The following is a 13,157-nucleotide window of genomic DNA, read 5'->3' as shown; positions in this document are numbered from 1 at the left end:
AGCATCCATTCACGATGGCCAGCAAAAAGAGCTTCCCTCTTCGCCTTGACCCGACATTGTATCAGGCTTTGGAACGCTGGGCAGCGGACGAATTCCGAAGCGTGAATGGTCATATCGAATACCTGCTGCGAGAAGCTCTGCGCCGCGAAGGCCGACTGCCTTCCACTCGGGCGCCAGGCAGGGAGGAGGAGAAGCATGACGCAGACTAAAGAAGTCCGTAAGCAGTGGTGGGAATCCAAATCGACGGTCCTGCTGAAGGAGTTTGCCAAAAATTACGGCGGCACCTTCGCCGCCGCCAAATTCCAGGGCTTGAAGTACAAGGGGCAGCACGTCCGGGTTCCGCTGGCTCGCGGCCTGGGCACGTGCGATATCGCCGTCACCGACCCGAACAACGATTCCTCCGGCAACGCCTATGTCATCACGATCAAATACAGCTACCGGCCGCGCCGCAAGCTGGAATTCGATTTATTTTCGGCCAAGCGGCAGGTGTTGGCGTGGTTTTCCGGACAGCTCCGGGAGGCCACCCTGCCGAACTCCGCGATGAACAAGCAATTCCGGGCAAGGGCGTCCCATCCCAGCGTGCTGCGGTCCGTGCTGAAGCAGGAGGGTCTGGCGGAAACGCTGGACCTCCATCCAAGCGTCTATTTTCGGCTGCGGATCAAAGCCGGGCGCGCATCGCTGACCTGTACGGAGAAGTCCAAGAAACCCGACGTTCACATGATCGCGGATACGCTGAAGCTGGCGAGGCTGATGATCCATGCGTTGGAGGAGCAAGGGATCATCCACGATCCGCAAACCCACCCGATCAAATGACGCAAAATACTAGCGAGAAAACAAGCCTTCGACGAATCCGGAACGTTCCCGGCTTTCGTCAGAAGGCTTGTTTTGCGTTACGTTAGTCCATCCTGCAGCGAACCGCGCTTACAGCTTCACCCGCTGCAGCCGCAGCGCGTTCAGCACGACCGACACCGAGCTGAGGGCCATCGCCGCCCCGGCCAGCCAAGGGGCGAGGAAGCCGGCGGCGGCCACCGGAATGCCGATCGTGTTGTAGGCCAGCGCCCAGAACAGGTTTTGCTTGATATTGCCCATCGTGCGTTTGCTCATGGCGATCGCGTCCGGCACGCCCTCCAGGTCGCCGCGCATCAGCGTCACGTCGGCGGCCTCCATGGCCACGTCCGTGCCCGTGCCGATGGCGATGCCGACGTCTGCCACGGCCAGCGCCGGGGCGTCGTTGATGCCGTCGCCGACCATCGCCGTCTTCAGGCCGCGCGCCTGCAGCTTTTTCACCTCGGCGGCTTTGCCCTCCGGCAGCACCTCGGCCAGCACCTCGTCGATCCCGACCTCGGCGGCGATGGCCTTCGCGGTGCGCTCGTTGTCGCCGGTGATCATCACCACGTGAAGGCCCATTTCCTTCAGCCGCGCCACCGCGGCTTTGGACGTCTCCTTCACTGTGTCGCTCACGGCGACCATGCCGGCGTAGACGCCGTCCACGCTAGCGAGCAGCACGGTTTGGCCGGCGGCTTCGAGCGCCGTCATCTCCGCCTGCGCGGCGGAGACGTCCACGCCCTCACGCGCCATCAGGCGGCGCGTGCCGGCGAGCACCCGGCGGTCTTCCACGACCGCCGTAATGCCGTGCCCGGGCACCGCTTCAAAAGCGGCGGCCTCGGGCAGGTCCAGGGCGCGCGCCCGCGCCCCGGCCACGACGGCATCCGCGAGCGGATGCTCGGAGCCGCGCTCGGCGGCGCCGACGAGCCGGAGCAGTTCCGCGTCGTCCCAGCCCGCGGCCGGGACGACTTCCCGCAGCTCCGGCTGCCCCCGCGTGATCGTGCCGGTCTTATCCAGCACGATCGCCTGCAGCCCTTGGGCGGCTTCGAGATGCTCGCCGCCCTTGAACAGGATGCCGTATTCCGCGGCCCGCCCGGAACCGGCCATGATCGACGTCGGCGTCGCCAGCCCAAGCGCGCAAGGGCAGGCGATGACGAGCACGGCGATCGCTTTTTCCAGCGCTTCCGCAAAGCTGCCCGGCGCCACCAGGAAAAACCAGACCAAAAACGTCACGACCGCAATCCCGACGACGATTGGGACGAAAATGCCCGAGATCACGTCCGCCACCCGCTGAATCGGCGCTTTGGAGCCCTGCGCCTCTTCCACGACGCGAATGATTTGCGACAGCGCCGTTTCGCTGCCGACCTTAGCGGCCTGAACGCGCAGCACGCCGTGTTTGTTGACGGTCGCCCCGATGACCGGGTCGCCTTCCTTCTTCTCCACGGGGATGCTCTCCCCCGTCAGCATCGATTCGTCCACGGCCGAGGCGCCGCCGGTGACGAACCCGTCCACGGGGATCTTCTCCCCCGGTTTGACGACCAGCACATCGCCCGGTACGACCGCCTCGATCGGCACCACCGTCTCCACGCCGTCTTTGATGACGAGCGCCGTCTTGGCCTGCAGCCCCATCAGCGTTTTGATCGCCTGCGAGGAACGCCCCTTGGCCAAGGCTTCGAACCATTTGCCGAGCAGGATCAGCGTAATCAAGATCGAGCTCGTTTCATAATACAGCTGGGGGGTATGCCCGTGCGGCATGGACAAGGCGTCCAGACTTAAATACAAGCTGTAAAAATAGGCTGCCGACGTACCGAGCGCAACCAATACGTCCATGTTGGCGCTGCGGCTGCGCAGCGCCTTGTAGGCTCCGACGTAAAAGCCGCGACCGATGATGAACTGCACCGGCGTCGCCAGTACCAGCTGGAACCACGGGTTCATGAACAGTTCCGGCGTCCAGATCCAAGCGGTAAAGGAGAAATGACCGGCCATCGCCCACAGCAGCGGCAACGACAGCACCGCCGACACGACCAGCTTGTTTCGCTGCTTGCGAATCTCCCGCGACCGGATGTCTTCGGACTCCTGCTCGGACGGTTTGAGCAACGCGCCGTATCCCAACTGGCTGACTTTATCGATGATTTGCTCCAGCGAGACTTCTCCCGGCTCATACCGCACCTGGGCGGTTTCGAGGGCCAGGTTAACGTTGGCCTGCTCCACTCCGGGAAGCCGGTTTAACCCCTTCTCAATCCTTGCCGCGCAGGCGGCGCAAGTCATGCCGGTGATTTGCAGCGTCGTTAGATCGCTTTGACTTTGGCCGCTGCCTGTAGGCAATGCTTTTTCCATAACCATTCCTCCATATCGAACCATCTATGATAAATACCCCTACGGGGTATATTCGAGACGACAGAAAACGAACGGCTCCGCGTTTCTGCCTATCCTAACGAGTCGCGTTTAAATCAATTTCTTATACTACGTCGTATCCTTGGTCCTCGATCGCTTCCTTGATTTGTTCTACCGTCACTTTCGTCTCGTCGAAAGTCACGTCCACCTTCTTGGCGGCCAAGTCGACTTTGCCAGCAGCGCCAAGCCCGGCAACCGCTCCTTCCACCGACTTCACGCAATGATTGCAGGACATGCCTTCCACGTTCAAAGTAATATTTTGCATAATGAATTCCTCCTAAAGTATAATGACTTTCCAATCTTGCAGCGTACCCCCGGGGGCTTACGCTTACTTCATCAACTTGTTGACCGTCACCAGCAGTTCGTCGAGCACTTCCGTTTCGCCCGCTTGAATCCGCTCGATAACGCAGCTCTTCATGTGCCCCTCCAGCAGCAGCCGGCCCACACTGTTCAGCGCAGATTGCACAGCAGCGATCTGGTTCAGCACATCGTCACAATAAGTATCTCTCTCGATCAGCCCTTTGATACCGCGGATTTGCCCTTCGATCCGGTTCAAGCGGCTGGTCAGGTTGCTCTTCATCGCTTCGGAATGGTGGCTGTGCCGGACCGTCTTGCCATCCTCCCGCATGTCCTGCGATCCGCAGTGCTCTTCGCAATGCCCGGCCGTTTGATGCTCCCGATCCTGCTGCGGTTGTTCATGTTCCTGCTGCTGATGGACCTTCTCCGCCATACGTCCTCTCCCTTCCAAACCAGTCTGGTATGCCGTTGCAAATTCATTATAATATACCCCCATCGGGTATGTAAAGAGGCAATATTGAGGTTCGCCGAGCTGTAACGGACCGGAAAGACCTTATTTGCTATTTCCCGCATCATTTCCCGCTCTAACGGACCGCCAAGACCTTATTTAGAGCATATCGGCTTAACAAGGAGCTGCTTCGATCAAATAGCGGCCGTGGAGTCCGTTAACTGCGAAAAGCCGGATCAAACGGAGAAATAACGGCTCTACGGTCCGTTAGGTATTAGTATATACTTTTTCGCAAAAATAACGCCCTCTCGCTTCCCCATACCCCTCCAGGGTATCCTTGGCGGCCAAAAAACCCGCTGCCACTTGGCATGGCAACGGGTTTCTCATTCCATTCAAGCCTGCACCCTTACTGATATCCCCAAATCATCGTTAGCAAGGTACCGAACACGGTAACCAGTCCGACGAACAAGGCGTACACGAGGTTGGTAAACAACGCGCCTTTGCTGCGGTTCTCTCCGATATGCATGAACAGGAACAGCTGCACCGACATTTGTACGGCCGCGCACACCAGCAAGATCGTCATGCCCACGCCGAACGACATATCCCAGAAAACCACCGACAGCGCTACGACGGAAAGGATCAGTGAGAATACATATCCCATGACGTGCTGAATCGGGAACAGTTTTTTCATGTCACATCAGTCCTTTCAAGTATACAAAGCTGAAGATGAAGATCCAGACCACGTCAAGGAAGTGCCAATATAGCGAGAAAATAAACGATTTGTTCGCCGTATCATGCGTAAATCCTTCGCGCTTCACCTGAATCATCAGCCCGCTGCCCCACAACAGCCCCATCGTGACGTGAGCCCCGTGCGTGCCGAGCAGGACGAACAAGCTCGACAGGAACGCGCTTGTTTGCATCGTTGCGCCTTCATGGATATAGGTTACGAACTCGGTAATCTCGATACCGAGGAACCCGAGGCCGAGCAGCAGCGTGATGATGAAGAAGGCCATGAACGGTTTCTTCAGCCCTAACCGCATGCTGTGCACCGCCAGTCCGCAGGTAAAGCTGCTGGTCAGCAGCAGGAACGTTTCGGCCAGCACCGGCCCGATTTCAAAAATCTCTGCCCCGTCCGGACCGCTGCCGGTCCGGTTCCACAGCGTCAGATAAACCGCGAACAGCGTAGCGAAGAGCACGATCTCCGCGCCCAGGAACAGCCAGAACCCGAGTACCCGGTTACTGTTCTCTTCCGTTTGATATTCCAAAGGCAAAGTATGATCTACTTTCATGCGTGTTCACCCCGCAATCCTGCATCCGTGTCCATCCGATTGGACAAAGCCTGCTCGGTTTTGATGATTTCGCTGACCGGAATGTGCCGCCCGTGGTTGCGTTCGAACGAACGCACCGCCAGCATCACGACAATCCCCAGGCCGGCGATCATCGCCGGTACCCACCAGCTGAAGACCATGAAAAATCCGAAGAAGAAGAAAATAATGCCCAGGATGATCGGTTGGCCGCTGTTATTCGGCATATGAATCTCCTCGATTTTGTCCGTGTACAGCGATTTGCCGCTTTTCTTCGCTTCCCAGAACGGATCCAGGCTGTCAACCTTAGGCACGACGGCAAAGTTGTATTCCGGCACCGGACTGTGCGTGCTCCATTCCAGCGTACGCGCGTTCCAAGGGTCGCCGGTCTTATCCCGTTCTGCGTAGCGGAAACTCCAGTAAATGTTGTAAACCAGGACGATAAACCCAATGGCGAGTCCCACCGCCCCGATTGAAGCGATCAGGTTAAGCGGACCAAAGCCCGTGCTTTCCGAATAGGTATACATCCGCCGGGTCATCCCCTTCAGACCGAGGAAGAACAGCGGCAAGAACGTAACGTTGAAGCTGATCGCAATGATCCAGAACGCCAGCTTGCCCTGGCGTTCGTTGAGCCGGAAGCCGAACAGTTTCGGGAACCAGTAGTAGAACCCGGCGATGACCGCAAATACCGTACCCGGAATCAGGACGTAGTGGAAGTGCGCGACCAGGAACATCGTATTGTGATATTGATAGTCGGCGCTGGCCATCGCCAGCATGACCCCGGTCACCCCGCCGATCGTAAAGATCGGAATAAAGGCAAGGGAATACAGCATCGGCGTCGTAAATTCGATACGCCCTTTTTGCAGCGTAAACAGCCAGTTGAATATTTTGACCCCGGTCGGAACGGCAATCGCCATCGTCGTAATCGAGAAAATCCCGTTCACCATGACGCCGTGTCCCATCGTATAGAAGTGGTGCGCCCACACGACGAACGACAGCAGCGAAATAACAATCATGCTCCAGACCATGGATTTATAGCCGTACAGGTTTTTGCGCGAGAAGGTCGAAATGATCTCGCTATAAATCCCGAAGGCCGGCAGAATGACGATATATACCTCCGGATGGCCCCATACCCAGAATAGGTTGGCCCAGAGCATATCCATCCCGCCGTTGGCCATGGTGAAGAACTGCGTGCCGAACAGCCGGTCGAACATCATCAGCGCCAGCGCCACGGTCAATACCGGGAAGGCGAACAAAATGATCACGTTCGTAATCAGCACCGACCAGGTAAACATCGGCATTTTCATCAGTTTCATGCCCGGTGCGCGCATTTTCAGGATCGTCACCAGGAAGTTGACCGCCGTCAACAGCGTCCCGATCCCGGCGATCTGCAACGCGATCGAGTAGTAGTTGTTGCCTACCGTCGGGCTGAACTCGATGCTGGCGAGCGGGAAGTACGCCGTCCATCCGGCATCCGGGGAACCCCCGATGACGAAGGAGATGTTAAACAACATCGCGCCGGCAAAAAACAGCCAGAAGCTGACGGCGTTCAGCCGCGGAAACGCGACGTCGCGCGCGCCGATTTGCAGCGGAATGACCACGTTCATCAGACCGACGACAAACGGCATCGCCATGAACAGGATCATGATGACCCCGTGCGTCGTAAAAATTTCGTTATAGTGCTGCGCGTCAAGCAACCCGTTCTCCGGCATCGCCAGCTGGGCCCGCATGAGCAGCGCATCCACGCCGCCGCGGAACAACATTAGCAGCGCGGCGATAATGTACATGATCCCGATGCGCTTGTGGTCAACGGTCGTTAACCATTCGCGCCACAGGTAGCCCCATTTTTTAAAATAGGTCAGTCCGATGACGATCGCCAGCGACGCCACGACGATGCTGACCATCGCGCCGTAAATCATCGGTTCCCCAGTGACGAAAAATTCGTCCCATTTCATGTTAAGCTGCTCCCTTCCCGTTGATTAGTTATGCGCCTCGTGCTCGTTATGTTCGGACATGTCCATCTCGGCATGGTCCATTTCGGAGTGATCCATCCCGGCATGGCCGGAATCCTCCGTCCCGTTCTCGCCGCCATGGTTATGGCCGGCATTTTCCCCTTCCGGAGCAGGTCTGAACGCCAGGTGCGTCGAAGTATAGGTTTTGCGGCCGACATGAGCCGTTGCCAGCAAATCGTCAAATTCCTGTTCCGTCAACTCAGACGCCGTATCCTTTACTTCTTTGACCCAATCTTCGTAATCGGACGGCGACATGGCGAGCGCCTCGAATTCCATGTGCGCGAAGCCTTCGCCGGAGAAGTTGGAGTTTTTGCCCATATAGGAGCCTTCGTGTTCGGCTACCAGATTCAGCGTATTGACCATATCGCTCATCGCGTATTTCTGGCCGCCCAGCTGCGGAACCCAGAAGCTCGTAATCGGACCGAACGCGTACAAACGGAACTCCACTGGACGATGCGTCGGGAAGTTCACGTAGTTAACGGTTTCAATCCCTTCCTCCGGATAACTGAAATGCCATTTCCAGTTGGAGGAGGAAGCGTAAATCACCAGCGGTTTTTGATCTTCGTAGCCCTCCGGAACTTTTTCCACGGCCGACGTACTGCGCACGGTCACGACCGACAGCACGGCCACGATAATGACCGGGATGGTGATCCAGGTGATTTCCAGCCATTTGTTGCCTTCCATATGCGGCGGTTCATAATCCGGAGCCGCTTTGGATGCGCGGTATTTCGTCAACATATAAATGTACAGAATGTAAACAACCAGCAAAATGACCGCCATGGTTAGGATGGAGAAAATAATGACGTCAGATTGGGTCTTGGCCACCGGACCTTTCGGATTCAATACCGTCAGCGAGCTGCAGCCGGTCAGGAGGACAAGAAGGGCTGAGAAAACGGCTAGAAGCAACCCTTTCCTTTTCATAGGATACCGATACCCCTTTCTTCATTGTGAACGCCACCGCGAATAACTTGCTTACGGAATCGGGTGGTTTCATTCGATCAGCTACCTTTATGTTAGAAAAGGGCCGATCGAATAACAATTCATAGAGAATGTAATTATTGTTAATATATGTAAGTGTTTAGTGTGACAAATATCCTTTACATCATAGGTAAAGTCGTTTATCGATCGTTTGGGGCGATATTTCGGCAAAATCGGCGATTTTGATAATTGTTCACAATGACGGCCATTGCCTTGAGTGTTCGCAGAATTGTCATAATAAAAAGAGATATTGTGATTTGGTTCACATTATATTTTGCTAACATTCCAATTCAAGATCATTTATTCTCTTTCATAGAACCCGGAACAAACTCATTTTGTGACGATTTCAAGGCGATTCGGCGACCGAACCGCGATTAGCGGTAGTTTTTCTTGCCATATAAGGGAAGCTGCGGCTCCGAAGCTTATCCTTTCATATACAGAAAAGTGCGTGTTCAAAAAGTCGGCTTTTCAGCACCGAGAAGGTGCTTTCGATGTGCGTTTTTTCAAAACGCTAAGCCTATGCTTTCGAAGCTCGTTTTTCCAAAACGTTTGAGGTTGGATGATGCTAGGGGTGTCAGTAGTGCAGTTGCGTAACGGACCGTAGTGACCTTATTGAGCTCCCAAGGCGGCGATTTAGCCGAATTTGACCGAAATAAGGTCTCCTCGGTCCGTTAGAATCGGAAGCTGTCCATGAGCGGGTTAATAGCGTTTCTGGTGTCCGTTAGCGTAGGTTTGGCCCGGCTGAATTCAAGATTCGATGTCGATTAAACTCCATGTTCTGCTTCGTGATCCAAAGATGACTTTTTGAACTACCGTCTCAATAAAGGTTCAAAAAGTCAGGTTTGAAGCACCGAGAAGGTTGGATGAAGCTAGGGACGGAGTAGCGGAGCGTAGGCAGACCTACGTGAGCAACGGAAGGCCCGGCTGAATTCAAGATTCGATGTCGATTAAGCTTCATGTTCTGCTTCGTGATCCAAAGATGACTTTTTGAACTACCGTCTCAATAAAGGTTCAAAAAGTCAGGTTTGAAGCACCGAGAAGGTTGGATGAAGCTAGGGACGGAGTAGCGGAGCGTAGGCAGACCTACGTGAGCAACGGAAGGCCCGGCTGAATTCAAGATTCGATGTCGATTAAGCTTCATGTTCTGCTTCGTGATCCAAAGATGACTTTTTGAACTACCTCTAAAAAAAGATTGCCCGCTTAGCCGAAATTAACCTGGCTATGCCGGCAACCCAATTCTTATTTCATCTAATCTTATCGTATCAGTGCGATTCTATAGCAATTCGCGGCGCAGCTGTTCCGGCGACTTCGGCGACAGCAGGCCGAACGGAATGTCGAAGACCGTCTTGGCGCCGGATGCCCCGGCCTGGGACAGCTTGTACGCAGCGCGAGCATATGCGACCAACACGCTGGCGGTAAATTCCGGGTTGCTGTCCAGCTTCAGGCCGAACTCGATGAGTTGCGTGCTGTTCTCCCCCGTACGTCCGCTTCTCAGCACCATCCCGCCGTGAGGCATCGCCGAATGATTCGCCTTAAGCTCCGCCTCGCTGATAAAATGCACGGTCGTATCATAGTCGGCGAAATAGTTCGGCATCGTTTGGATCTCGCGTTCGATTCGGGCCAAATCGGCCCCCTCTTCCGCCACGACGTAACATTCGCGAAGGTGCTTTTCCCTCGTGCTTAATTCCGGATTCTCGCCTTTCCGCACGCGTTCCACCGCAGACTCAACCGGAATCGTGTACTGCACGCCGTTTTTGACGCCCGGGACGCGCCGGATCGCGTCGGAGTGCCCTTGGCTGACGCCTTTGCCCCAGAACGTATACTCTTTGCCTTCGGGAAGCACGGATTCGGCCAGCAGCCGGTTCAGCGAAAACAATCCCGGATCCCAGCCGGTCGAGATGACGCTAACCGTCCCCGCTTTGAGGGCCGCCGCGTTGACCTTGTCGAAATACTCCGGGATTTTCGCGTGCGTATCAAAGCTATCGACCGTATTGAACATCGCCGCCAATTCAGGTCCTTGCTCCGGCAAATCGGTTGCCGAACCGCCGCACAAGATCAAGACATCGATATCTCCCTTATAATCGGAAATTTGCGAAATATGTACGACGCCGCCGGCAGCCACCACCGCATCCGGGTTTCTGCGCGAAAAAATGGCCCGCAGCTCGAAGTCCGGGTTTTGCTTTAACGCTTGCTCCACGCCGCGCCCCAAATTACCGTATCCCACAATACCTACTTTGATGTTTGCCCCCACTAAACTTCCTCCTCAACATGTCAGGTTTGTTCTATTGTAGCCTACCCCGACCCATTTTGAAATAGTTAACATGATTCGTTAGCATTTTATTTCCGGTTTCACCCTTCCCTCCAAACTATTTCACAATTTAGACAAATTCATCGCATGTTCTTGGCCGTTTATAGCCCGTTATAGTCATGTTCACGGCAAACGAGTCAGTCTAAAATAAAATCTGCTGTTATGATAAATATCATTGATTTCCCAGATAACGAGGTAGGCATAAAATGAAATTTCGATTGCATACATGGTTGATCCTGGCCGCCCTGGCGGCAATGATCGGCTTGCTGTTTTCCCCGCCCCCCGTCTCGGCCCACGCCTATGTCGTTTCCTCCACGCCTGCGGCGGACGAAACGTTGGCGGAGTCCCCCGACGAGGTAACCGTCGACTTCAACGAACCTGTCGAAGAAGGCTTCCACGCCTTAACCGTAACCGGACCGGGCGGAGAACGCGTGGAGGCCGGAAATTCCAAGATCGACCCCGAGCGGCCGACGCGGTTAAGCGTCGCGCTTTCCACCGATTTGGCGGACGGCGTTTACGCCGCGAATTGGAAGATCGTCTCCGGCGACGGGCATCCGGTGTCCGGGACGATTTCTTTTCAAATCGGACAAGGCGGCGCGGGACAGGACGCTGCTCCCAAAGAAATCGCTGCTCGGGAGACCGATTTTCCCGGTTGGGATTTGCTTGCGGTCCGCTGGTTGTTTTATGGCGGGATGGCCGCCTATATCGGAACGATCCTCTTCCATCTTGTATTGCTTCCGGGCCGCGGGCTGCCCGGAAAAGGGCGGCTTGGACGACGCAGCCGTACCGCTTTGCTGGCCGGATATGCCGCGGCCTCGGCCGGCGTGCTGCTTAGCTTGCTTCAACAAACGGCCGCCGATGCGGGCAGCGGCTGGAGTAAAGCGTGGGATCCGTATTCGCTTGGAGTGACTCTCAAGTACACCAGCTTTGGCGAAGTTTGGAAGGGCCAGGCCGTGTTGATGGCCGTTTTGCTGGGATTCACCCTGCTGCTCCTGCGCTCGGGTTCGCCGTCACAGAAGAGAGCGGCGGAGAATGGCGGATTCGGACGGGCAGACCGAAAGCCCACGGGACTCTTGCTGCTTGGCGCCGCCTTCCTGTGCAGCTTGGGACTGCTGCTCGCCAAGGCAAAAATCGGCCATGCCGCAACGGCCTCGCTCCAAAGCATCGCCGTCGCGGCGGACTTCCTGCACCTGGCCGCGGCGCTGATTTGGCTGGGCGGCGTAGGCGCATTGGCTTTCCTGCTGCCGGCGGCGAACCAAGCAAACTCGGCGGAAGGCGTAGCGTCCGGAACGTTAACCCGTCAGGCGGTCCGGCGATTTTCCGCGGTAGCCGCCGGCAGCGTCGCTCTTTTGCTGGCGACGGGGATTTATGGAAGCTTGCTGCACGTTCCTACCTGGTACGCGCTTTCGCATACGGACTATGGGCGCGTTTTGCTGGCGAAAGTCGGGCTCACGTTAGTATGTATGGCTCTTGGGTTGTCCGCTTTTCTGCGCGGACGGAAACCTGAATCGCACCCGCTCGGGCCCGGGGTCTGGGCGGAGCTGGGCGTTGGGCTGATCGTGCTCGTCCTGGCGGCTCTGCTCGCCAATTTGCCGACGGCCGCTGCCGATCCCGGCCCGGCGCAGTTGGCGTGGTCGCTGCCCGACGGCAGCCGGATCGTCGTCGATATTACCCCCAACCGCGTAGGGACCAACGCGTTCCAAGCCTCCGTCGTTGGATCGGATGGCCAGCCGCGCAACGACATCGAGCAGGTGACGCTGGAGTTGACCTCCAAAGAAATGGACATGGGGAGAATCGAAGTGACGCTGCCGGGGGGCGGTAGTCCGCAACCTGCCGAAGAACTCGTCACGATGAGCGGACGCTGGAACGTACATGTCCATATTTTGTTTAAATCGCTGGATGCTTGGGATCATGATTTCGAAATCAACGTTGGCGGCTAAAGGCGCGGTCAACGAACGCTACGCGAAAGATGGATCTTTTACGATGAATAAAAACTTGACGAAAGAGGAGATTTCCGATGTTTAAACCCGCTTTTTTCCGTCCCGCCGCCCTGCTGGCCATGACCGCCGTCTTATGGCTGGCCGTGGCGGGAAACGCTAGCGCTCACGTAACGGTAAGCCCCGCCGAATCTTCCCCCGGCGCCTGGGAAACGTACAGCATCAAGATTCCGACCGAAAAGGAAATCAATACCGTCAAGGTCGCCCTGAAAATGCCCGCCGGGCTGGAATTCAAGCAGTACCAGCCCGTGCCGGATTGGAGCGTCGAGCTGACCCAGGACGAAAACGGCGGTGTGACGGCGGTGACCTGGTCCGCCGAAGGAGAAGGCATCGGTCCGGGCGAATTCCAAACGTTCGACTTCGTGGCCAAGAACCCCGGCGAAGCGGCGGAATTGGCCTGGGACGCCTTCCAATATTACAGCGACGGCAGCGTGGTGGAATGGACCGGCGGTGAAGGCGCGGACAAGCCGCATTCGCTCACGGTGGTAAGCGCCGAAGCGGCAGCGAACGCGGCCGGCCATGACGAAGCCGGTAAATTCGTCGACGATCAGCACCTCATCGTCCGTCACGACGTAATCGACGTCGCGGCGCATG

At 56.4% G+C, this 13,157-nt stretch carries 11 protein-coding genes and 2 pseudogenes; 4 read left to right on the top strand and 9 right to left on the bottom strand.

Annotation, left to right across the window (positions count from 1 at the left end):
* Positions 1-14: 14 nt before the first annotated feature.
* Together ACQ4N8_RS23500 and ACQ4N8_RS23495 are read left to right on the top strand one after the other, a co-directional pair.
* Complete coding sequence (locus ACQ4N8_RS23500) at positions 15-209, top strand: toxin-antitoxin system HicB family antitoxin (RefSeq protein WP_430706780.1); 195 nt, start codon at positions 15-17, stop codon at positions 207-209.
* On the top strand, positions 196-813 hold the full coding sequence (locus ACQ4N8_RS23495) for a hypothetical protein (protein ID WP_430706779.1): 618 nt from the start codon (positions 196-198) through the stop codon (positions 811-813). Before ACQ4N8_RS23500 ends, ACQ4N8_RS23495 begins: the two co-directional genes overlap by 14 nt.
* Before the next feature lie 108 nt (positions 814-921).
* Here the strand turns inward: ACQ4N8_RS23495 and ACQ4N8_RS23490 are convergent, their stop codons facing one another.
* The 8 genes from ACQ4N8_RS23490 to ACQ4N8_RS23455 form a co-directional block, all read right to left on the bottom strand.
* Entirely contained in the window at positions 922-3,162 is a 2,241-nt protein-coding gene (locus ACQ4N8_RS23490; RefSeq protein WP_430706778.1) for a heavy metal translocating P-type ATPase, read from the bottom strand.
* Positions 3,163-3,283: 121 nt separating this feature from the next.
* Positions 3,284-3,484: a copper chaperone CopZ gene (copZ, locus tag ACQ4N8_RS23485; protein ID WP_430706777.1), complete on the bottom strand. Its 201-nt coding sequence runs from the start codon at positions 3,482-3,484 to the stop codon at positions 3,284-3,286.
* Between the two features lie 63 nt (positions 3,485-3,547).
* Complete coding sequence (locus ACQ4N8_RS23480) at positions 3,548-3,847, bottom strand: metal-sensitive transcriptional regulator (RefSeq protein WP_430706802.1); 300 nt, start codon at positions 3,845-3,847, stop codon at positions 3,548-3,550.
* Positions 3,848-4,370: 523 nt separating this feature from the next.
* Positions 4,371-4,655: a cytochrome aa3 quinol oxidase subunit IV gene (gene qoxD, locus ACQ4N8_RS23475; RefSeq protein WP_430706776.1), complete on the bottom strand. Its 285-nt coding sequence runs from the start codon at positions 4,653-4,655 to the stop codon at positions 4,371-4,373.
* A 1-nt stretch (position 4,656) separates the two neighbouring features.
* A complete protein-coding gene (gene qoxC, locus ACQ4N8_RS23470; RefSeq protein ID WP_430706775.1) occupies positions 4,657-5,253 on the bottom strand; it encodes a cytochrome aa3 quinol oxidase subunit III in 597 nt (198 codons plus the stop codon).
* The gene (gene qoxB / locus ACQ4N8_RS23465) at positions 5,250-7,223 is read right to left on the bottom strand and encodes a cytochrome aa3 quinol oxidase subunit I (RefSeq protein ID WP_430706774.1); all 1,974 of its coding nucleotides are present in this window, start codon (positions 7,221-7,223) and stop codon (positions 5,250-5,252) included. The genes qoxC and qoxB overlap by 4 nt, the downstream gene beginning before the upstream one ends.
* A 24-nt stretch (positions 7,224-7,247) precedes the next feature.
* Positions 7,248-8,201, bottom strand: a complete 954-nt coding sequence (qoxA, locus tag ACQ4N8_RS23460; protein WP_430706773.1) for a cytochrome aa3 quinol oxidase subunit II — start codon at positions 8,199-8,201, stop codon at positions 7,248-7,250.
* 1,330 nt (positions 8,202-9,531) lie between these two features.
* Complete coding sequence (locus ACQ4N8_RS23455; protein ID WP_430706772.1) at positions 9,532-10,509, bottom strand: diaminopimelate dehydrogenase; 978 nt, start codon at positions 10,507-10,509, stop codon at positions 9,532-9,534.
* A gap of 263 nt (positions 10,510-10,772) precedes the next feature.
* Here ACQ4N8_RS23455 and ACQ4N8_RS23450 point away from each other — a divergent pair, with 263 nt between their 5' ends.
* On the top strand, positions 10,773-12,506 hold the full coding sequence (locus ACQ4N8_RS23450; RefSeq protein ID WP_430706771.1) for a copper resistance CopC/CopD family protein: 1,734 nt from the start codon (positions 10,773-10,775) through the stop codon (positions 12,504-12,506).
* A 77-nt stretch (positions 12,507-12,583) separates the two neighbouring features.
* Positions 12,584-12,958 (top strand): annotated as a pseudogene (locus tag ACQ4N8_RS23445) (DUF1775 domain-containing protein); the annotation flags it as partial.
* A gap of 98 nt (positions 12,959-13,056) precedes the next feature.
* Here the strand turns inward: ACQ4N8_RS23445 and ACQ4N8_RS23440 are convergent.
* A pseudogene (locus tag ACQ4N8_RS23440) lies at positions 13,057-13,157 on the bottom strand (hypothetical protein); the annotation flags it as partial.

The organism is Paenibacillus macerans (genome assembly GCF_050565405.1).
Lineage (GTDB): Bacteria > Bacillota > Bacilli > Paenibacillales > Paenibacillaceae > Fontibacillus > Fontibacillus macerans_B.
The sequence above is the reverse complement of the archived record's forward strand: the minus strand, read 5'-3'. Positions and strand labels throughout refer to the sequence as shown.

Bases quoted from the DNA above. Each gene is read 5' to 3' on its own strand.
- ACQ4N8_RS23500 (WP_430706780.1), top strand. From the start codon at position 15: ATGGCCAGCAAAAAGAGCTTCCCTCTTCGCCTTGACCCGACATTGTAT.
- ACQ4N8_RS23495 (WP_430706779.1), top strand. From the start codon at position 196: ATGACGCAGACTAAAGAAGTCCGTAAGCAGTGGTGGGAATCCAAATCG.
- ACQ4N8_RS23490 (WP_430706778.1), bottom strand. From the start codon at position 3,162: ATGGAAAAAGCATTGCCTACAGGCAGCGGCCAAAGTCAAAGCGATCTA.
- copZ (WP_430706777.1), bottom strand. From the start codon at position 3,484: ATGCAAAATATTACTTTGAACGTGGAAGGCATGTCCTGCAATCATTGC.
- ACQ4N8_RS23480 (WP_430706802.1), bottom strand. From the start codon at position 3,847: ATGCGGGAGGATGGCAAGACGGTCCGGCACAGCCACCATTCCGAAGCG.
- qoxD (WP_430706776.1), bottom strand. From the start codon at position 4,655: ATGAAAAAACTGTTCCCGATTCAGCACGTCATGGGATATGTATTCTCA.
- qoxC (WP_430706775.1), bottom strand. From the start codon at position 5,253: ATGAAAGTAGATCATACTTTGCCTTTGGAATATCAAACGGAAGAGAAC.
- qoxB (WP_430706774.1), bottom strand. From the start codon at position 7,223: ATGAAATGGGACGAATTTTTCGTCACTGGGGAACCGATGATTTACGGC.
- qoxA (WP_430706773.1), bottom strand. From the start codon at position 8,201: ATGAAAAGGAAAGGGTTGCTTCTAGCCGTTTTCTCAGCCCTTCTTGTC.
- ACQ4N8_RS23450 (WP_430706771.1), top strand. From the start codon at position 10,773: ATGAAATTTCGATTGCATACATGGTTGATCCTGGCCGCCCTGGCGGCA.